The following is a 20,900-nucleotide window of genomic DNA, read 5'->3' on the forward strand; positions in this document are numbered from 1 at the left end:
ACTGGGAAAACTTGTACTAAATATTCATTAATAGCTCAGCTGTTTGAGCTGTAACCCACTATACAGCATATTGAGTGAATAGATAGCTATTTATTTTATTTCTGGATTTTAAAATGCTCAGCACTGTATTTTATTGCAATATGCTGAGCATTATTATCAACTTAGTTAGTCTTCCTGCTTAGGATTAGGTAGCAGCAAATTAAGCGCAATGCCCAAAATGGCACACAGGCTTACCCCTTGAAGGCTAAACTCGGTGCTGCCAAGCTGCATACCGCCAATACCAAATACCAGGATCAGGGCGATGATACTCAGGTTACGTGGCGCACTGAGGTCAGTGTCTGACTTAACCAGAGTATTTAAGCCAACCACCGCAATAGAGCCGAATAACAGGGTCATTATCCCGCCCATAACCGGGGTTGGAATGGTCTGTAATCCAGCGCCCATTTTGCCAACGAATGCCAGCACAATCGCAATGACTGCGGTCCAGGTCATCACCTGAGGGTTGAAGTTGCGAGTAAGCATCACTGCCCCGGTGACTTCTGAATAGGTGGTATTAGGTGGACCCCCAAACAAAGAGGCTGTTGAGGTTGCCAGACCATCTCCGAGTAAAGTGCGATGCAGACCGGGTTTTTCCAGATAGTCTTTACCGGTTACGTTACTGATTGCCATCATATCGCCAATGTGTTCAATGGCCGGCGCAATTGCTACGGGCACCATAAACAAAATGGCAGGCCAGTAAAACTCCGGCCAGACAAACGCAGGAACAGCCAGCCAGCTGGCATTGGTGACGGCATCAAACTGCACTATGCCGAAAAACAAGGATAAGGCATAGCCGGTGATAATCCCTGCCAGAATGGGGATGAGACGAAAAATCCCTTTGGCTGTGACGGCAACCACTAAGGTCACAATGAGTGACAGTAAAGAAATGACTAAAGCCTGTTCATAGGCAACCAGCTGAATGCTGCCATCACCACTTTTACCCATGGCCATATTAACGGCGACGGGTGCCAGTGCGAGGCCGATCACCATGATCACGGGACCAACAACCACAGGGGGTAAAATCTTATGCAGGATATCAGCCCCTTTAAAGCGTACCAGCAAGCTTAGCAGGATATACGCAAATCCCGCAGCCATGAGTCCGCCCATGGTCGCGGGGATCCCCCATACCTGTACGCTGGCAATGATTGGCGCGATAAAAGCAAAAGAAGAGGCCAGAAAAACGGGCACCTGGCCGCGCGTCACAAACTGGAACACTAAAGTGCCCAAGCCTGCGGTAAACAGCGCAACGTTGGGGTCCAGACCGGTCAGTAGTGGTACCAGTACCAGCGCACCAAAGGCGACAAAAAGCATCTGAGCACCGCTGACAATGGTTTTAAGCGATGTGAAAGAGGTCATTGATGTGTTGGACATTCAGCGTGTCCTACACCGTGCCAAAGATTTTATCACCAGCATCACCCAGGCCAGGCACTATGTAGCCTTTTTCATTCAGGTGGCTGTCCAGTGAAGCGGTGAAAATTTCTACATCCGGGTGGGCCTCCAGAGTTTTGTCTACGCCTTCAGGCGCTGCAACCAGCACAATGATTTTGATTTCTTTACAGCCGGCTTTTTTTAACATGTCGATGGTCGCGATCATAGAGCCGCCAGTGGCCAGCATTGGGTCAATTACCAGGCTCATGCGCTCTTCAATATTACCAACCAGCTTCTCAAAATAAGGCACAGGTTCGAGTGTTTCTTCGTTGCGTTGCAGGCCGACCACACTAACCTTAGCGCTTGGGATTAACTGCATCACGCCTTCCATCATGCCCAGTCCGGCGCGCAGGATTGGCACAACGGTGATTTTCTTACCTTTGATGTGTTGAACTGTCAGGTCGTCTCCTTGCCAGCCCTTGATGGTGATATCTTCTAATGGAATGTCCTTTGTTGCTTCATAGGTCAGCAGGGTACCCACTTCCTGACATAACTCGCGAAAGCTCTTAGTGCTGATCCCGTGCTCACGCATCAGGCCAAGTTTATGCTGTACAAGGGGGTGTTTGATTACATGAATGCTCATTGAAAAGATACTCCAGATAAAATTTATCGCTATTTTAGCTTAGCTCTTCAAGAATTACCCTGAGATAACGCAAATAATTTATTCAATGAGTTAGGTGTAGTTTACACGACTAAACTCGATACTGTCTGGAGCGCTGCACAGGCTCAATGTGGTGGTAACGGCAGAGGAACAGGTTGAGCGGGGGCCGGTGGTAACGTCAGGGAGATAACACGTCGCTGCGATAGTCTGTGGCGTTGTTGCAGATAGCCAAAGTGCTTGCGCAGCAACTGTGCTTGCAAGCCGCTGTCGCGTGCCTGTTCCAGTGCGCGTGTGAGAATAGAAATATGGACTTTGTTCTCGGGGTGCAGGTAAAAGTGAAAGTCCAGTGGGTAGCTCAGCACCAAATGTGGTTCTATGATCAGACCGTTACTCAGGGTGTAGTCATCTATTTCGTTTAGCCCCCGAGAAAAGTAATCAAAACCTCGATTGCCATCGGTGAGCATTCTTAAAATGGTTGTATGGTCGCTGGCACTTTCAATATAGGGCAGGTGATTAGCCTGCCAGATTTGGGTGTCGTACCAGCCCGGTGCAAAGACGCCAATCAGGTTACTGCTACGAAAAGCCTCCAGCGACGTCACCGCGTCAAAGCGTGCCTGATTGCGCTGATGAATGAGTAGCAGCCGTTTGCCTATCAGACCTTGGGTGAGCGGCACTGCTACCTTATGAAAAGTGGCATCACGTTGGGGCGTTGCAAGGCGCATGATCATCGTGATCTTGCCACTTTGGAGCAGACGTGACTCACGTTTATATAAAGGGTTGGGGGTCATGGTGAGGGTCAGGTTGTAGCCCAGGCCATAGAGCGACTCGTGGAGTAATTCGCTGAGGTACTTTTGTAATTTGACCTGACGCACCGGCAAAGTGATGTGCAGTTCGGGCCTTGCCTGCTGGCTGGTTTGTGCAGCCACGCAGGGGCTGAGCTGCACGAGTAATATCAAATAAAAAAAGCGCTTTACCACCCACACAAGTTTACTACCATTGAAGTCACATCACTGAGAGTATAGGCAATTAACCGCGGCTGCTATGCTAAAGCTTTTCTTTTTTTGTCGTTTATGTGAGAATTCACAGCGATAAACCGAGGACCCTATGAGCAAATTCTCCGCCACCTTACTGATGATAGCCGCTTTGCTTGCCTTTATTGTACAAGGTATGGCGAATGCTGTAATGGCGTGTGAAGCACATATGCAGGGTCACGATATGCACACTGCCATGATGCAGCATCACCATGAAGCTGCAGCGCCAGAAGTAACGGACACCTCTGTTCAGCTCAAGCATGACCATGGCAAGGTGAGTCACACGCAGCAGCAAATGGACTGCTGTGATGATGACAGTGATTGTGTGTGCCTGACGCACGCTTGCGGTAGTGCGCAGCTGCTGCCTGTTGCCGAATTTTCTCTCACTACAGACTTAGTTTTCCTTGCTGCCATTTGGCATGAGGAGCAACTCCCTGTTGCTGTCGCTCAGTCCCTATATCGCCCCCCCATTTTTGCCTGACCCAGGTGAAGTGCGTCTGAGATTCGGCGCCTGACCTGTCAATCCAACTGCTTATTATGATTTCACTGCGTTTTGCAGTGTGATGTTTACATAATCCTTGCCTGCGCTCGTCGTTTTATCGCGCAGGAAGAAGACGGAGGCAAATTGTGTCTTTTACTACCAATAAATATGGTCTATTTCTGAGCGCCTGTTTGTTCACGCTGCTGAGCCTGAACAGCCAGGCTCAGCCGGGCCCGTTACAGGCGTTAACTGTCTATAAAACGCCAACCTGTGGCTGCTGTAAAAAGTGGCTGTCGCACCTGTTGGCGCAAGGCGTTGCGGCGCAGGGCAGGGAGCTGGCGTCTTTAAGTGCGCTTAAATCACGTCACGGTATTGCACCGCGTTACCGCTCTTGTCATACCGCGCTCAGCCATGACGGCTGGGTATTTGAAGGGCATGTCCCGGCTAAGTTTATTCAGCAGTTTCTGGCCAACCCTAAAGCGGATGCCATTGGGCTGAGTGTGCCTGCCATGCCACTGGGTTCGCCTGGCATGGAAGTGGATGAGCGCTTTATGCCATACCAGATCTTACTGCTGATGAAAGATGGCAGCCATCAGGTTTATGCGCAAATCGATACCTATGAGGAGCAGTTTTGATGTCGTTTTTAATTCCTGCAACAGCCCGTTGCGCGCTGTTGGGCGCACTGATAATGGCAACCAGCTCAGTGCAGGCCTCTGCCAGTTTGCCTTTACAACAAGCCATAGAGCAGGCAATTGCTCAGGATCCTTTATTGCAAAAACACCACCATCAGCAGCAAGCCACCTATGCGCAAGGTCTTGCCGCCGGTACGCTACCCGATCCCAAAGTGTCCTTGTCTATGATGAATCTGCCGGTGGATGGCTGGCAACACGACCGCGAGGCAATGACCCAGCTTAAGGTGGGCGTGAGCCAACAGTTTGGCCGTGGCGATGAGCTGGCACTTAAACGTGAACAGCTACAGATTGCCAGTGAAGAGTACCCGCTGCTGCGCGCCGACCGGGTTGCGCAAATACGGGCACAAGTCAGTCAGCTATGGCTCGATACTTATCTGGCCGAGCGTACCATTGCTTTGATTGAGCAGGACAAAGCCCTGTTTGAACAACTGGTCGATGTCAGTAAAGCCAGTTATGCCAATGTGGTCGGGCGGACCCGTCAGCAGGATGTGATCCGCGCGCAGCTGGAGTTGGTACAGCTCGACGACCGTCTCAGTGTTGAATACCAAAAACGGGAGTCTGCGCGTGCACAGCTGCTGGCCTGGCTACGAGGCGCTCAGGCGCATATCGCCTGGTCTGATATCAATTTGCCAGAAACCTTGCCTCAGCTAAAAGTGGCTGTCCCGGCTATTTTTGTGCAGGGCAAGCCGGATGCAGAGCGACTACTGGCACGGCTTACCAGCCATCCGGTGGTGCTGGCGCAAGATGTACGTATTGAGGCCGCTGGCAAAGGGGTTGCGATTGCTCGCCAGCAATATAAGCCGCAGTGGGGCGTGAATGCCAGCTATGGATATCGCAGTGATATGCCAGATGGCAGCAGTCGCGCCGACTTCTTTTCGCTGGGGGTGACGCTGGATGTGCCTTTATTTACGGACAACCGCCAGGACCAATGGCTGAACTCAGCTCAGTCAAAGCGTGAAGCCATCAAAACCGATAAACTACTATTGCTGCGTGAGCTGTCCGGTCAGGTTGAAAAAGAGGCGAGCCAGCTGAGGCGCCTTGCTGAGCGTCAGATCTTGTATCGAGATCAGTTGCTGCAACAAACACATGAGCAAGCAGAAGCTGCGCTCACCGCCTACACCAATGATAACGGCGATTTTGCCGAGGTTGTACGTGCCCGTATTGCCGAGCTCAATGCCAGAGTCGCGGCCAAACAAATTGACGTCGATGCCCTTAAAACCGTTGCCAGACTGAACTATTACCTCACCACCTATCAGCCAGGAGTGAATGATGAATAATACGCTGAAACTATTGCTAGCTGGCTTATCAGGGGGCGCGCTGAGCTATGCCCTGATGACGCTGACCGCCACACCCTCTCACACCGCTGATGCAGAGGCCGATAGCAACCAGCCGCTCTACTGGGTAGCGCCAATGGACAGTAATTATCGCCGTGATAAACCCGGTAAGTCGCCCATGGGCATGGATCTGGTGCCTGTTTATGCCGAAAGTGAAGAACAGGTGGCGGGCGCCGTTACGATATCCCCTGAAGTGGTGAACAACCTGGGCGTGAGAACCGCTGCGGTTGAGGTGGGGCCGATGCACAGCACGATTTCGACGGTCGGTTACGTACAATATGATGAAGACAAATTGGTACACATTCACCCGCGCGTCGATGGCTGGGTTGAAACCCTGTACATCAAAGCGGCCGGCGAGCCGGTGGAGCAGGGGCAGCCTTTGTATTCGCTCTATTCGCCGCAACTGGTGAATGCGCAGGAAGAATTTTTGATTGCGCTAAATCGTAACAATGCCACCCTGATCAAAGCGGCACGCGAGCGTTTAATGGCGCTGCAATTGTCGTCCGATTTTATCGCCAGTTTAGAGGCGCAGCGTCAGGTGCGTCAGACCATCACCTTCTATGCCCGCCAAAGCGGCGTGATAGCCGAGCTGAAGATCCGCGAAGGGTTTTATGTCAATCCGGGTAATACCCTGATGAGCATTGCCCAGCTGGATCAGGTCTGGGTAGAAGCCGAAGTATTCGAGCGCGATACCGCGCTGGTCAAAGCCGGTCAGCCCGTTACCATGACGCTGGATTATCTGCCCGGTGCGCGCTGGCAGGGCAATGTAGATTATGTTTATCCAACTCTTAATGAAACCACCCGGACCCTGCGGGTACGTTTGAAGTTTGACAATGCAGCAGGGAAACTGAAACCCAATATGTTTGCTCAGGTGCAAATTCAGGCCGGCAGTAAAGCACAAGCCATGCAGGTGCCGAGCGAGGCGGTGATCCGCACCGGTAAGCAGGATAGGGTTGTTGTGGCGTTGGGCGAAGGGCGCTTTAAATCTGTGGCCGTTACTTTGGGCCGAGTAGGGCTGCAAAGCACTGAGATCCTCGAAGGACTTCAGCAGGACGACCAGGTCGTCACCTCGGCTCACTTCCTGATTGATTCGGAGTCCAGCAAAAGCTCTGACTTTAAGCGTATGAGTGCGGATGCAAAACCGACTCAGGTCTGGATGGCCGGCACTGTAAACCACTATGAGGCGCAATCGGACGTGATCAACTTAACCCATGATGCCGTGCCCGAATGGGAATGGCCCGAAATGACCATGGACTTTCAACTTGCCGAGACGCTCGACAGCAGTGCGCTAAAAACCGGCCAGTCGCTGCATTTTGAGGTTTCCAAAACGGATGCCGGGTATGAAATCACCACCATTCATATCATGGCTGAACCGACCTTACCAACAGCGACCGTGGACGGCTATATCAAGGCAGTAGATGCCGCCTCTCGTATCGTTACTATCCACCGTGGTGCCATTGAAAAATGGGGGCGAGCAGCGGCCACCATGGACTTTGTGATAGCCGAGGATATTGACCTGAGTGCGTTTACTGTTGGCGATCAGATAACCTTTACCTTTGAGGTGGGGGATGACTTTGTTGTGACCCAGATGCAGCACAGCGAGCAAGACTCAGCCATGTCTGAACATGCGCATCACTAAGCCGGGAGTATTATCATGATAGCAGCAATCATAACCTGGTCTTTGCACAATCGCGTACTGGTCCTGCTGAGCACGCTGATGCTGGTGGCAGGCGGCCTGTTTGCACTGAAGCAAACGCCGGTCGATGCCATTCCGGATTTATCGGATGTGCAGGTCATAGTCAAAACCAGTTATCCGGGCCAGTCGCCGCAGGTGGTCCAGGATCAGGTCACCTTCCCGCTGACCACCGCCATGTTGTCGGTTCCCGGCGCAACCACAGTGCGCGGATATTCCTTTTATGGCGATTCCTATGTGTATGTGATCTTTGATGATGACACGGATCTCTACTGGGCGCGCAGCCGGGTACTGGAGTATCTTAGCCAGGCGGCCAACTTACTGCCACCGACTGCCAAACCGCAACTCGGACCGGACGCCACCGGGGTGGGCTGGGTGTACATTTATGCCCTGACGGACCGCTCAGGTAAGCATGACATCAGCCAGTTACGTAGTCTTCAGGACTGGTTCTTAAAATACGAGTTACAGACGGTGCCCGGGGTCTCCGAAGTGGCTTCTGTGGGTGGTATGGTTAAGCAATATCAGGTGCAGGTTGATCCCGATAAACTGCGCGCCTATAACCTGCCCCTGAGTCATATTCAGCAGGCGCTGCAACGGGGTAACCAGGAAACCGGTGCGTCAGTCATCGAGATGGCAGAAGCCGAATATATGGTGACGGCCACCGGATATATTCGTTCGGTAACCGACATTGCCCAGATACCGCTGGGCCTCAACGAGCAGGGCACCGCACTGACCTTGGGTGATGTCGCGCAAATAACCATAGGCCCGCAAATGCGACGCGGCATTGCTGAGCTTAACGGTGAAGGTGAAGTGGTCGGTGGCGTGGTGGTCATGCGTTTTGGTGAAAATGCACAGCAGACCATTGCCGGAGTGAAGACTCGACTGGATGAGTTAAAGGCTTCCTTACCTGAGGGCGTTGAGGTGGTTACAGTGTATGACCGCAGTCAGCTGATTGAGCGGGCGGTTGATAATCTATGGCAAAAGTTACTTGAAGAGCTGCTGGTAGTGGCTATGATCTGCGTCGCCTTTTTGTTCCACCTGCGTTCTTCGCTGGTGGCGGTGATAACCTTGCCCCTGGGGATCCTGGTGGCCTTTATTGTCATGTATTTGCAGGGAATAAATGCCAACATCATGTCGCTTGGCGGGATTGCCATTGCCATCGGTGCGATGACCGATGGGGCAATCGTGATGATAGAAAACCTCCACAAGCACATGGAAAAGACCCCGCTGACCGATGACAACCGCTGGCAGGTTGTGGCAAAAGCCGCCACGGAAGTGGGTCCAGCCCTGTTCTTTAGCTTGCTGATCATTACAGTATCATTCCTGCCGGTGTTTATTCTCGAAGCGCAGGAAGGGCGTATGTTTGCGCCGCTGGCATACACGAAAACCTATGCCATGGCGGCGGCTGCCGGGCTGGCGATTACGCTGGTGCCTGTGCTGATGGGTTACTTTATTCGCGGCAAAGTCACGCCAGAGCGTAAGAACCCGCTTAATCGCTTGTTAATCGCCGCTTATATGCCGCTGCTGCGTCAGGTGATGCGCTTCCCCAAAATCACGCTGCTGGCAGCGGTCGCGCTGACTGTGGTGGGCTTTTATCCGCTGAATAAAATCGGCAGCGAATTTATTCCACCACTGGATGAGGGCGATCTTATGTATATGCCCACCGCTTATCCGGGGATCTCCATCGGTAAAGCACGTGAGCTGTTGCAGCAAACAGACAAGCTAATTAAGACTGTGCCGGAAGTCGAAAATGTGTTTGGTAAAGTCGGCCGCGCCGAATCGGCCACCGATCCCGCGCCGCTGACCATGATTGAAACCTTTATTCAGCTTAAGCCACGCAGCGAATGGCGTGAGGGAATGACCACAGATAAGCTCAAAGACGAACTGGACCGTTTGGTGAAACTACCGGGTGTCAGTAATGCCTGGGTGATGCCCATCAAAACCCGTATCGATATGCTCGCCACGGGGATCAAAACGCCGGTCGGGGTGAAGATTGCAGGTCCGGATCTGACTGTCATTGAATCGCTTGGTCAGCGCCTCGAAACCATTCTGAATACGGTGCCGGGTACGGCGTCAGTATACTCCGAGCGGGTTGCGGGCGGGCGTTATATTAAAGTGGATATTCGCCGCGAGCAGGCCAGTCGTTTCGGGTTGAACATTGCCGACGTACAGCAGGTGGTGGCCACCGCCATTGGTGGTATGAATGTCACGCAAACTGTGGAAGGGCAGGAACGTTACCCGGTTAATTTACGTTATCCGCAGGACTATCGTAGCTCGCCTGAGCAACTGGCGCGCTTGCCGATAGTGACGCCCACGGGTCTGCGCATTGCGCTTGGAGATGTAGCCGATGTGTACGTGGAAAGTGGTGCGCCGGGGATCAAAAGTGAGAACGCCCGCATCAATGGCTGGACCTTTGTCGATATTGACGGCGTTGACCTGGGCAGTTATGTCGAGCAGGCGCGTAATGTGGTGGCCGAGGAACTGGATTTACCCGCCGGATACTCTTTAAATTGGGCCGGACAGTACGAATATATGATCCGGGCACAAGAAAAGCTCAGTTATGTACTGCCGTTAACTTTGGCGATCATCATGTTGCTGCTGTATCTCAACTTCCGTCGTTTTGGCGAAGTAGTGCTGATCCTGCTGACTTTGCCTATGGCCACCGTGGGCGGCCTGTGGTTGATGTATCTGCAAGGTTTTAACTTCTCTGTTGCGGTTGGGGTTGGCTTTATTGCGCTGGCCGGAGTAGCGGTTGAGATTGGGGTGATCATGCTGGTGTATCTGGAACAGGCGTTTAAAGGCTTGCAAAGCGAGGCCAGTGCCCGCCAATTGCCGGTGAGCGAGTCGCAATACATTGACGCCCTACTGCATGGCGCTGCACTGCGGGTAAGGCCGGTAATGATGACCGTCGCGACTATCATTATTGGTTTGCTGCCCATTTTGTATGGCACAGGCACCGGCTCTGAAATTATGAGTCGGATTGCGGCCCCTATGGTAGGCGGCATGGTAAGCGCACTGGTGTTAGCGCTATTGGTATTGCCGGTGTGTTATAGCCTGATGAAAAAGCCCACGCTGCAACGCTTTAATGCGCAAATGCAGGAGGCTCGCTAACGAGACTAGGTTGGGAAAGTCGGACCGTTATTGACCTGAGTGGCCGCGACAAAGGCATCAAAGGCACTGACCTTCCCAAGCAGCTCCACTTTAGTGGCGTGCCATTCCCGGCGCTGATAACCACCAATCTCCTGCCAGGCAGCCATTTCATCGGCACTGGGGTAATAAATGGTCGCGCCATTTCTAAGCAAGCCACGTTGGCAGTAAAGCGCAGCCTGACGGGCCATCGGCAGGTGCTGAGTGAAGGTTTTCTCCGCCCCTTCCCAAACGGCGATGCGGAGCTTACGAGGCAGCGACTTGAGCCAATGCTGGTTAATCACCGATACCCAGCCGTCTTGCACCGAGTTGATCAAAGAAACGGCCCCGATGTGACGGTTTAACCCGTTTGGGCCGTTATATAACCCGGTTACCGATGGATCCAGGGCATCGAAACGTTTACTCGCTGCCAGCATGGCTGCTTTTTTCCAGGCCACCTGAACAGGTGTGGTGCCACAGAGTTGATAAAACTGTCTGAGTACCTGACTGGCGGGCACACGAAAGATCACATCAATGATATCACTGGGCGTTTTCAGCAGTTTGCCGTACTGGCGTGTGGAGGTCAGGGTTCTGGCGCCGGGCAGATGATAGAGCAAGATTGCAATCTCGCTCTGAGCACGGATCTGATCGGTGATCTGCTGCTGCCATAATTTTGATGTGATGAGATTCAGATAGGGCTGAGACTGGGCAGCCCAAAAGGGGATATTGAGTATATCCAGTTTGGGTACGATAGGTGACAGGTTAGACACACTCAGCAGTGCGCCCTGAATCGCGCCTCGGGACACCTGGACAGCCAGCTCATGGCCAACGCCTTGCAGGCCTTTATCGCGGATCTCCACACAAATTTTGCCATTAGAGAAATCTTCAATATTGTGTTTCAGTTGCTGGTGCATATGAGGTGAAGAGAGCCACAGTTCGCTATTATAGGGGGAAGCAAAGACCAAGCGATAGCGTGCTCCAGTGCAGTCTGGTTGCTTTGCTTGTAGTTGCGTTCCCAGTAGAGGCAGCAAAGCGGCACTCTGGCGCAAGAAAGTGCGCCTGCTGGGAGACAATGGATTCTTGGGTTTACTTAAGCTGCTCATGTCCTCACTCTAAGTAACTGCAACCCAACTGCATCAGGTCTGAATGAACTACTAGTATGTAAGTCTAGACCGCTATAGATGAAATGAAAAACGGGCCATGGACATCCATCGCGAGCTGCGCTCTGGACAAGACGATATTTTTAACCAAAAGCGAATGATGCAAAGTCTTGGGCAATGCTCGCCGAACGCGATTATGTTGTCTAAGCTTAGGAAGACTAGGGGCAGGTCGGGAACTTATTTGTGCAGTTAAAACAGTCACTTTTGTTATTCAAAGTGGCCGCCATTGGTGCGGCGTTGATTATTGCTACCGTGAGTTGGTTTCTCTATCGGGAGTTGGATCACAGCAAGCAGCTCAACGATCATTTATTTAAATTACAAACCCAGATCCAGCGGTTACTGGATCAGGAAGAGCGGTTTGTGATTGAAAGGCAGAAAGCATCGTTGCTCTCTATTGATGACTATCGCTATGCATATCGGGATAGCTTCAATGAGCTGGTTGCTTTACTGGTGACTGAGCATCAACACCTTGAGCTGTTGTTTAAACTCGATGAGCAGGTTAACCAATTCGCCGAATTGTATGAGCAGCTGGCCTCTATGCAGGCGCTGCTGGGCTACGATAAAGACGATGGCGTGTATGGTGAGTTCCGCAGTAAAGCGCATGCCTTACAGGCGCTGGCCAAAGAGGCACAAGATCCGCAATTGGAGCTCTTACTCCTGGAATTGAGGCGACGGGAAAAAGACTTTTTGCTCCGGCTCGACAGAAGCTATCTCAATCAGCATGGCGATCTGATCTTGCAAGCCAAAAATCGTATCCGAACACAGTTTCCAGATCGTGCAGAGGCATTTCTGTTAACGCTGGAGCATTATCAGAATGGTTTCGTTGTCTATACCAATGTGCTGCAAAAACAGGGGCTGGATCATAATCAGGGCTTACGTGGTGAGTTAGGAGAGCTGAAACTGGCGATACGCGGCCATTTTACAATTGTGGCCAAACAGCTTTTCAGTGCGTATCAGGAGGAGCAGCAACAGCTGATCCTGATCAGCTTGCTATCCATTGTACTTAGTAGCGGTTTTAGTCTGTTTCTTTTGTATTATCTTAACAGTCGTGTATCCGAGCAGGTTATGGCCATTGGCAGAGTGCTCGTCAGGGTCGCTAAGCATGAAGACTTTTCTTTACGGGTAAACCTCAAAAGTGAGGATGAAATAGCGCAGATAGGTCACCATCTGGATGAACTGCTTGACTTTATTGAAACGCTGATGGCCCGGCTCAGCGCAGCCCAGCAGCGGCTGATTGAAGAGGCCAAAATGGCCAGTCTGAGTAATATGGTCAGTGGCTTTGCCCATGAGCTAAACACCCCACTGGGCATTGCCATTACCAGTCAGTCGCATCTTAAAGCGCAGGTTGAGAATATGCGTCGCGATTTAGATAGTGGACAGCTGAAGAAAACCACGCTGACCAATCTTATCGGGGAGGCTGAGTCGGCCCTTTTTTTATTGGAAAACAACCTGCATCGTACAGCCTCGCTTATCGACGACTTTAAAAAGGTATCGGCACAGCAACATTACGATACGGAAATGGAGTTTGATCTGAAAACTCTGGTGGAAGGGGTGTTTGACTGTTATCGCAGCGAACTGCCAGAGGAGGAGTATAAAATTGAAGTTGAAATACCGGATAATCTGATCCTCAGCAGCTATCCCAATGTGTTTAATCAGATCATCGGATATAGCCTGAATAACAGTATTTTGCATGGTAAACATCCGGACAGGCAGCTGACCATCATTGTCTCGGCGCATATCGTGAATGACTATGTGCACTTCTATTTCAAAGACGATGGGCTGGGCATTGATAAGGAGCTGCTGCCTGTGATTTTTGAACCTTTTGTCACGTCAAAACGTCATTCGGGCGGCACAGGTTTGGGGCTGAGTATTATCTACAATCTGGTGACACAAAAGCTTGGCGGAGAGATTAAAATACAAAGCCCCGCACATGGCGGGGCTTGCTTACACATTATTCTGGCAAATACCGCGTTTAAGATGGTATCGCCAGAGCCATGTGATTAGGCTTTTTTGCTGGCAACCCATTCGTTCACGAACTGCTCTAGCACGTTCAGTGGGACTGGGCCACTTTTCAGTACTACATCGTGGAACTGACGGATATCGAACTTGTCGCCCAGCTCTTTCTTAGCAGCTTCACGTAGTTCAACAATTTTCAGCATACCAATCTTGTAAGCCGTCGCCTGAGATGGGATCACGATGTGGCGCTCTACCATTTTCACAGCGTCTGACTTCGCGTTTGGCGTATTGTTTACATAGTAATCAATACCTTCCTGACGCGTCCACTTCATTGCGTGGATACCTGTGTCTACGACCAGGCGACAAGCACGCCATAGTTCCATCGCTAAGCGGCCAAAGTCTGAATACGGGTCTTCATACAGGCCCATTTCTTTTGGTACCAGCTCAGAGTACAGTCCCCAGCCTTCAGTGTAAGCGGTATAGCGGCCAAACTTACGGAACTTAGGCATGTTTTCCAGTTCCATTGCAATGGCGATTTGCATGTGGTGGCCAGGAATACCTTCGTGGTAAGCCAGTGCTTCCATCTGATAGGTTGGCATAGCTTCCATGTCATACAGGTTTGCATAGTAAACACCCGGGCGTGAGCCATCAGGAGCTGGTTGCTGATAGAAGGCTTTACCCGCTGACTTTTCACGGAAAGCTTCTACGCGTTTGACTATCATGTCGGCTTTTGGCTTGACGATGAACAGCTCGTCAAGACGACCTTTCAGGTTGTCGATCATGGCTGTCGCGTCTGCCAGGTACTTGGCTTTGCCTTCTTCTGTATTAGGCAGGTAGAACTGCTTGTCGGTACGCATGAACTGCATAAAGGCTTTTAGATCGCCCTTGAAACCAACTTTTTCTTTGATTTCACGCATTTCATCATGAATACGTGCAACCTCAGACAAGCCAATTTTGTGGATTTCTGCGGCGGTTAAGTCCGTGGTGGTGGTACGTGCCAGGGCGTTGTTGAAGTACTTCTCTCCATCAGGGAACTTCCAGGCACCATCACGGGTATCGGCACGTTTTTCAAGCTGCTGTAAGTAACCAATCAACATGCTGTAAGCTGGCTTAACAGCCGTTTTAAGCGCTTCTGTGGCCTCTCCAATCAGTGCTTGTTTTTCGTTGTCTGCAATGTCCAGCTTGTTGACTTTACGTTTAAAGTCAGCCAGTAAAGTTGAGTCTTCACCTGCAACGAATGGCGCACCTTTAATGATGTTCTTGCTTGAGTCAATCACGTGAGGGAAGACAAACTTAGGGGCAATAATGCCTTTGTCGGCACGGATCTCAAGGTTCTTAACCAGTTGCTCAAACACTGCTGGTATGCCATTCAGACGTGAGATATAGGCTTGGGCATCTTTAACGTCGGTGATTTGGTGCTGGTTGATCAAGAATGCCGGTAGCATAGAGTGCGTGCCGTACATCTGGTTAACAGGATAGTTATGGAAACGCCACTGGTAGTCGGCAATTTGATTTTCCAGGTTCTGTTTAAATAGGTCGTAGCTGACCTGAGTCTGTGCATCCAGTTTGCTGCGGTCGAAGGCTTGCAGGGCAATCAGATCTTTTTTAGCCAACTGAAGATCTTCAAGTTGACGTGCTTCTGATTCATCGTCCCATTTGTCGTAGTCTTGCTTAATACCCAGGTAAGTTTGGTAAACCGGGCTGCGCATTACGCCGCGCATAAAAACTTCATCAAAAAAGGCATTGGCCTTTTCTACTTCGCTTTGTACCACTTGTTGTGTTACGTCCGCCTTAGCGGTGTTAGTTGGTTGCTCTGCAGTTTGCTGACAACCTGAGAGGAGCGCTGCTGCCACGGCTGCGGCAAGGAGTGTCATTTTACGCATGGGTTACCTTTTTTATTGTGTTCCACTTGGATTCGGGTGTTGGTGCACTGTCACCAACAAAAATTGTCTCCGGCAGGTGTATTTCCATCCACCGGTAAGCTTACCAGCCCAATCTTATCCTAAGAGCAGGTATCAGACGAACAATTCTAGCAGGTCATTCAGATATCTGTGGCCCTTAATTGTTACCAACCATGAATCGCCCTGATCTATTAGCAGTTCTTGCTCAATCGCCCTGGTAATCGCGGGTTCAATATCGCTCAGTGATAAGCCGGTATAATCGCAAAAATCCTGTTTTGCGCAGGGTGCCTGTAAGCGAAAACAGTTCATAAAGAACTCAAACGGGCGATCGGCGGGTTCTACCTGCCAGCTCTCGTATAAATAGGGCTTAGTGAGATCCATGTAGCCGCGCGGGTGCTTGACCTTAACGGTTCGCACTATCTCGTTGCTATCTGGTAGTGTGATTTTGCCATGGGCCCCACACCCGATACCCAGATAATCGCCGAATCGCCAGTAATTCAGGTTATGTCGACACTGGAAACCGGTCTTGGCATAACCAGAGATTTCGTATTGCTGATAGCCGTGTTTGGCCAGTAAAGCCTGACCTTGCTCCTGGATATCCCACAAAATATCATCCTGAGGCAAGGTGGGTGGCTTAGAAGCAAATTGGGTATTGGGTTCTATGGTGAGCTGATACCAGGATAAATGCGGTGGGTTCAGGTCTATGACTTGTTGTAGATCGCTTAGTGCATCTGCAACGGACTGATCCGGCAGACCATGCATCAGATCCATATTAAAGCTATTAAGCCCGGCATCATGGGCTTCAAAGGCGGCATGTCGTGCTTCTTGTTCGCCATGAATACGGCCCAGCGCTTTTAACTTATCTGCTTGCAAGCTCTGCACGCCGATAGAGATGCGGTTAATACCAGCGGCAACATAGTGTTTAAAGCGATCCGTTTCCACCGTACCCGGGTTAGCTTCCAGGGTGATTTCTATGTCATCAGCAAAGCCAATCAAGGCTGCAATTTCACCCAGTAGCTGAGTATAAGCTGCGCCACTGAGCAGGCTGGGTGTTCCCCCACCAATAAAGATACTGTGGAGCTTACGGCCCTGTACCAGCGGCAGGTCGGCTCGCAAGTCCGCAAGCAGGTGCTGAATATATTCCTGCTCCGGGATCTCGCCTTTTTGGCCATGGCTGTTAAAGTCGCAATAAGGACACTTTTGCACGCACCAGGGCACGTGAATGTACAAACTTAACGGCGGAAGTTTCACAGCTGACCTTTAAAATGCGCCAGCAGTTGCTGTAATGCCTGGCCGCGATGACTGCGGGCATTTTTCTCTTCTTTGCTCAACTGAGCTGAGGTACAGTGCATTTGTTCAACCCAGAAAACCGGGTCATAGCCGAAGCCCTGTAAACCTTGCTGATCGTCGGTAATGCGCCCCTCCCAGCTGGCCTGACAAATGACTGGCGTAGGGTCATCGGCGTGGCGCATGTAAACCAGTACGCACCAGAATCGTGCTGTCCGCTCTGTAACGCCCGTCATTGCTTCAAGCAGTTTATCGATATTGTCCTGATCGCTGGCATCTGCACCAGCATAGCGGGCTGAGTATACACCTGGTGCCCCCTTGAGGGCATCAACTTCAAGGCCGGAGTCATCCGCAATGGCAGGCAAGCCCGTGATTTTGGCTGCATGACGGGCTTTAATAATGGCATTTTCCACAAAGGTAGTGCCGGTTTCTGCGACATCACCCACGTTAAACTGGCTTTGCGGCAGGATTTCGATATTCAAATCTTTAAGCATGCTGCCAAGCTCGGCGACTTTGCCCGGATTACCTGTGGCGAGAACGATTTGTCTGGTCATATTAATCTACATAAAACTTTTGCTGAAATTTAAGCACGTGGCGCGTGTTACCCTGCTGGATGGTGACTTCGAAGCGATAGGTGTCTTCGTGATCCACATCCATCTGCGCGAGATAGTATACCGCATCGCCTTCAACCACTTCTTTAAATGTTAAGGTGGTTTTGTTGCCGATCAGGTTGCGCGCCTGACCGGTGAGCGTGGCGCGCTGCGCTGTGTTGTTGGCATCATCAGCCAGGACGGAAATATTAATGATGGCCTTGCTGTTGCTCCGGGTTAACCCATATGCGCTGGCAATATTTGGCTGAATAAAGGTCGACGGGAAGGCGATATAGTGTACCTGCCAGTCGCCGAGTTGTTTGTATTGGCCTCCTTGTGGATTGGAAGCCTGTGCTGGCTGAGCTAAAAGCAGCATGGCCAGCATTGAAATAAGTGTCAAAAAGGGTTTCATTGTTACGACTCCGAATGCTTAACGAAGCAGATCCATCATTAAAAGTTGTAAAAACTGTATGCCAATTATTACCACCAGGACCGACAAATCGAAGCCGCCCAGCGGTGGAATAATTTTACGAATTGGGCGCAGCATAGGTTCAGTAAGCTGGCTGAATACCGCAGCAATCGGGTTGTAGCCCTGAGCCACCCAGCTAAGAATGATACGGATAACTAACACCCAGAACACCAGAGAGAATGCCTCTTTAAGGACTGTCAGGGCACCAGAGATGGCTGCCTGCATAGCGTCCCAGTAGCCGCCAAACATCAGCATCAGCACCGACATTTTGGCAAAGCCGACCAGCAGCGCCAACACCAATGAGGCCAGATCTAAACCGCCTAACCCCGGGATCAGTTTACGCAATGGGTTCACGGCAAACGATGTCGCTTTGATCACGGCCTGACTCAGCGGGTTATAAAAATCCGCTTTGACTAATTGTAGCCAAAAACGCAACAGTACGACCATCAAAAACAGGTCAAAAATAATCCCTACCAAAAATTGCATGGCGTTCATTGTGTGTCCTCTAGATTTGTTGTTCCATTTCTTCTGCCCGTGCAATACAGGCATCCATGGCATCGGCCACGGTTTGTGGTAACTGGTTTGCTTTTAAATGTTCAACGGCTGCGTGGGTCGTGCCGCCTTTGGAAGTAACGTTAGCACGCAATTGCGCAATACTGATGTCTTGCTGAGAAAGCGCCATCTCAGCAGCGCCCAGTGCGGTTTGTTGCACCAGTGCGCGCGCTTGTTGCGGTGAAAAGCCCAGCGCAATGGCTTTCTCTTCAATGGCTTCCATAAACAGGAAAAAGTAGGCAGGTGAAGAGCCCGTAACGGCAATGACATCATTGATCTGTGATTCTTCGTCCAGCCAGATGGCGATGCCAGTCGACGAAAATACCTGTTCGATATAGGTTTTTTCTTCATCACTGATATCAGCGGCAAACAGACCTGAAACGCCACGCCCAAGTAGTGACGGGGTATTCGGCATGCAGCGCACAAGCTTAACGTCTTGTGCCAGCATTTCTCTGAGGCGTTTGACGGTGATCCCTGCCGCGACAGAGACAAACAGCTTAGTGCTGATATCCAGCCCGGCGTCCACAAAAGTCTGGCACAGCTCGGCCATCATTTGCGGTTTCACAGACAGTACAATGACATCGGCTTGTTGAACTGCTTTTAGGTTATCTTGCTCGGTACGCACCCCGAAATCGGCATGGGCCTTAGCGAGCTTTTCAGCATTGCGATTGGTTGCGATGATGCTCTGTGGAGCAAAGCCGTTTTTTATCATGCCGCCAATGATGGCGTAGCTCATGTTTCCGGTCCCGATAAATGCAATCGTTTTATTAGCCATTAGGAGTGTGTCACCTTATTGTCGTTTGCCAAAAATGTCCGTGCCTATGCGTACCATGGTTGCACCACCCTGAATTGCCATTTCAAGGTCGCCACTCATGCCCATCGACAAGGTATCCAGCTGTTGATATTGAGTCTTTAGTCTATCAAAGCAAGCCTTCATTTGGCTAAAATATTCCAGCTGTTGTTGGGCATCATCGGTTTGCGCTGTGATTGTCATGAGTCCACGCAGCTCCAGCTGACGCGCGCCGTCGATATAGGCGGCCAGTTCATCAAGCTCATCCAGAGCACATCCTGATTTTTGCTCGTCGTTACTGATATTCACCTGGATCAGAACATTAATCGGCATCAAATTATTGGGTCTTTGCTCATTGAGACGACGCGCGATCTTGAGACGATCGACACTCTGTACCCAGGAAAAGTGTTCTGCAATCTGGCGCGATTTGTTAGATTGAATGGGACCAATAAAATGCCATTCAATGTCTTTTTGCTGCTGAAAGTGGCGGACTTTATCTACGGCTTCCTGAACATAGGATTCACCAAACCGGCGTTGTCCGGCAGCGTATGCTTGCTCAATGAGTTCGACAGGTTTAGTTTTTGATACGGCCAGTAATGCGACCTCTTGGTCTGTGGCACACTTTTGCTGTGCTTTTGCTATGCGATCATAGGCGTTGTTCAGCCGTTCTGCTATTGTAACCATATTATTATTTGCTCGTTGTGGAGTCTTAGATGGATATTACTGAATTATTGGCCTTTAGTGTGCAACACAAAGCATCGGATTTACACCTTTCGTCGGGGGTTTCACCGATGATCCGTGTCGATGGCGATGTACGCCGGGTAAACATTCCTGCACTGGAAGCGAAGGACGTTAACAGCCTCGTTTACGATATTATGAATGATAACCAGCGTAAGGACTATGAGCAAAATCTTGAGGTGGATTTCTCGTTTGAAGTACCTAATCTGGCGCGTTTTCGTGTCAATGCGTTTAACGCCAGTCGCGGCCCTGCGGCGGTGTTTCGGACCATTCCCAGCTCAGTGCTAACATTAGAAGACCTTGGGGCGCCCGACATCTTCCGAAAAATTTCGGATTGTCCGCGTGGTTTAGTGCTGGTCACGGGCCCTACCGGGTCGGGTAAGTCAACAACGCTGGCTGCGATGGTGGATTACATTAACAGTAACAAGCACCACCATATTCTGACCATTGAAGATCCGATTGAATTTGTCCACGACAACAAGTTGAGCCTGATCAATCAGCGTGAAGTGCACCGTGACACGCACAGTTTTAATGCTGCACTGCGCAGCGCGCTGCGTGAGGACCCGGATGTCATCCTGGTGGGGGAATTACGTGATTTGGAAACCATCAGACTGGCGATGACTGCCGCAGAAACCGGTCACCTGGTGTTCGGCACACTGCATACTACCTCAGCGCCTAAAACCATTGACCGTATCATTGACGTTTTCCCTGGTGAGGAAAAAGACATGGTGCGCTCTATGCTGTCTGAATCATTGCAGGCGGTTATTTCGCAAACCCTGGTGAAAAAAGTCGGCGGCGGCCGGGTAGCCGCTCATGAGATCATGATGGGGATCCCGGCAATTCGTAACCTGATCCGTGAAGACAAAATTGCGCAAATGTATTCGTCCATTCAGACTGGTGCAATACACGGTATGCAGACCATGGATCAGTGTCTCACCAATTTGGTGAATCGTGGTCTTATCACCAACCAGGATGCGCAGGCGAAAGCCCATGATAAGAGTCAATTCGGTACCACATATTAATCTCGGGAGG

At 50.8% G+C, this 20,900-nt stretch carries 18 protein-coding genes; 7 read left to right on the forward strand and 11 right to left on the reverse strand.

The features are described from left to right. Positions 1-165 precede the first annotated feature (165 nt). The 3 genes from ACXAH1_RS03130 to ACXAH1_RS03140 all read right to left on the reverse strand — a co-directional run bounded on the left by ACXAH1_RS03130 (position 166) and on the right by ACXAH1_RS03140 (position 3,024). A complete protein-coding gene (locus ACXAH1_RS03130) occupies positions 166-1,410 on the reverse strand; it encodes a uracil-xanthine permease family protein (RefSeq protein WP_475193696.1) in 1,245 nt (414 codons plus the stop codon). Between the two features lie 10 nt (positions 1,411-1,420). Next, complete coding sequence (upp, locus tag ACXAH1_RS03135) at positions 1,421-2,050, reverse strand: uracil phosphoribosyltransferase (RefSeq protein WP_054014499.1); 630 nt, start codon at positions 2,048-2,050, stop codon at positions 1,421-1,423. Positions 2,051-2,193: 143 nt separating this feature from the next. Next, positions 2,194-3,024: a hypothetical protein gene (locus ACXAH1_RS03140; protein WP_475193699.1), complete on the reverse strand. Its 831-nt coding sequence runs from the start codon at positions 3,022-3,024 to the stop codon at positions 2,194-2,196. A 148-nt stretch (positions 3,025-3,172) separates the two neighbouring features. Between ACXAH1_RS03140 and ACXAH1_RS03145 the strand changes: the two genes are divergently transcribed. The 5 genes from ACXAH1_RS03145 to ACXAH1_RS03165 all read left to right on the forward strand — a co-directional run bounded on the left by ACXAH1_RS03145 (position 3,173) and on the right by ACXAH1_RS03165 (position 10,410). Then, a complete protein-coding gene (locus ACXAH1_RS03145; RefSeq protein ID WP_475193701.1) occupies positions 3,173-3,580 on the forward strand; it encodes a hypothetical protein in 408 nt (135 codons plus the stop codon). A 146-nt stretch (positions 3,581-3,726) separates the two neighbouring features. After that, positions 3,727-4,215: a DUF411 domain-containing protein gene (locus ACXAH1_RS03150; RefSeq protein ID WP_475193704.1), complete on the forward strand. Its 489-nt coding sequence runs from the start codon at positions 3,727-3,729 to the stop codon at positions 4,213-4,215. Next, on the forward strand, positions 4,215-5,549 hold the full coding sequence (locus ACXAH1_RS03155; protein ID WP_475193708.1) for a TolC family protein: 1,335 nt from the start codon (positions 4,215-4,217) through the stop codon (positions 5,547-5,549). The genes ACXAH1_RS03150 and ACXAH1_RS03155 overlap by 1 nt, the downstream gene beginning before the upstream one ends. Further along, complete coding sequence (locus tag ACXAH1_RS03160; RefSeq protein ID WP_475193821.1) at positions 5,542-7,245, forward strand: efflux RND transporter periplasmic adaptor subunit; 1,704 nt, start codon at positions 5,542-5,544, stop codon at positions 7,243-7,245. The genes ACXAH1_RS03155 and ACXAH1_RS03160 overlap by 8 nt, the downstream gene beginning before the upstream one ends. Positions 7,246-7,260: 15 nt before the next feature. Beyond that, positions 7,261-10,410 carry an efflux RND transporter permease subunit gene (locus ACXAH1_RS03165; protein WP_475193710.1) on the forward strand — a complete coding sequence of 1,050 codons (3,150 nt, stop codon included), beginning with the start codon at positions 7,261-7,263 and terminating at the stop codon, positions 10,408-10,410. A gap of 5 nt (positions 10,411-10,415) precedes the next feature. Here ACXAH1_RS03165 and ACXAH1_RS03170 read toward each other — a convergent pair whose 3' ends face one another. Continuing rightward, entirely contained in the window at positions 10,416-11,528 is a 1,113-nt protein-coding gene (locus ACXAH1_RS03170) for a TRAP transporter substrate-binding protein (RefSeq protein ID WP_475193712.1), read from the reverse strand. Positions 11,529-11,768: 240 nt separating this feature from the next. Between ACXAH1_RS03170 and ACXAH1_RS03175 the strand changes: the two genes are divergently transcribed. Then, positions 11,769-13,589, forward strand: a complete 1,821-nt coding sequence (locus ACXAH1_RS03175) for a sensor histidine kinase (protein WP_475193715.1) — start codon at positions 11,769-11,771, stop codon at positions 13,587-13,589. Here ACXAH1_RS03175 and ACXAH1_RS03180 read toward each other — a convergent pair. From ACXAH1_RS03180 to ACXAH1_RS03210, 7 genes are all read right to left on the reverse strand, one after another. Next, positions 13,586-15,424, reverse strand: a complete 1,839-nt coding sequence (locus ACXAH1_RS03180) for a DUF885 domain-containing protein (RefSeq protein WP_475193717.1) — start codon at positions 15,422-15,424, stop codon at positions 13,586-13,588. The two genes, ACXAH1_RS03175 and ACXAH1_RS03180, sit on opposite strands and share 4 nt — an antisense overlap. 132 nt (positions 15,425-15,556) lie before the next feature. Further along, positions 15,557-16,693 (reverse strand): radical SAM family heme chaperone HemW, encoded by a 1,137-nt coding sequence (hemW, locus tag ACXAH1_RS03185; protein ID WP_475193720.1) that lies wholly within the window; start codon positions 16,691-16,693, stop codon positions 15,557-15,559. Next, entirely contained in the window at positions 16,690-17,283 is a 594-nt protein-coding gene (gene rdgB / locus ACXAH1_RS03190) for an RdgB/HAM1 family non-canonical purine NTP pyrophosphatase (protein WP_475193723.1), read from the reverse strand. Before rdgB ends, hemW begins: the two co-directional genes overlap by 4 nt. A 1-nt stretch (position 17,284) precedes the next feature. Further along, complete coding sequence (locus tag ACXAH1_RS03195) at positions 17,285-17,731, reverse strand: DUF4426 domain-containing protein (RefSeq protein ID WP_054014511.1); 447 nt, start codon at positions 17,729-17,731, stop codon at positions 17,285-17,287. Positions 17,732-17,749: 18 nt separating this feature from the next. After that, on the reverse strand, positions 17,750-18,283 hold the full coding sequence (locus ACXAH1_RS03200) for a YggT family protein (RefSeq protein ID WP_475193725.1): 534 nt from the start codon (positions 18,281-18,283) through the stop codon (positions 17,750-17,752). 10 nt (positions 18,284-18,293) lie between these two features. Continuing rightward, complete coding sequence (proC, locus tag ACXAH1_RS03205) at positions 18,294-19,115, reverse strand: pyrroline-5-carboxylate reductase (RefSeq protein ID WP_475193728.1); 822 nt, start codon at positions 19,113-19,115, stop codon at positions 18,294-18,296. Between the two features lie 15 nt (positions 19,116-19,130). Continuing rightward, positions 19,131-19,814, reverse strand: coding sequence for a YggS family pyridoxal phosphate-dependent enzyme (locus tag ACXAH1_RS03210; protein WP_475193730.1), 684 nt, complete (start codon positions 19,812-19,814; stop codon positions 19,131-19,133). Positions 19,815-19,843: 29 nt separating this feature from the next. Between ACXAH1_RS03210 and ACXAH1_RS03215 the strand changes: the two genes are divergently transcribed. Continuing rightward, a complete protein-coding gene (locus tag ACXAH1_RS03215; protein ID WP_475193733.1) occupies positions 19,844-20,890 on the forward strand; it encodes a type IV pilus twitching motility protein PilT in 1,047 nt (348 codons plus the stop codon). Positions 20,891-20,900 lie beyond the last annotated feature (10 nt).

It is taken from the genome of Pseudoalteromonas sp. AWH4_217, assembly GCF_056161105.1.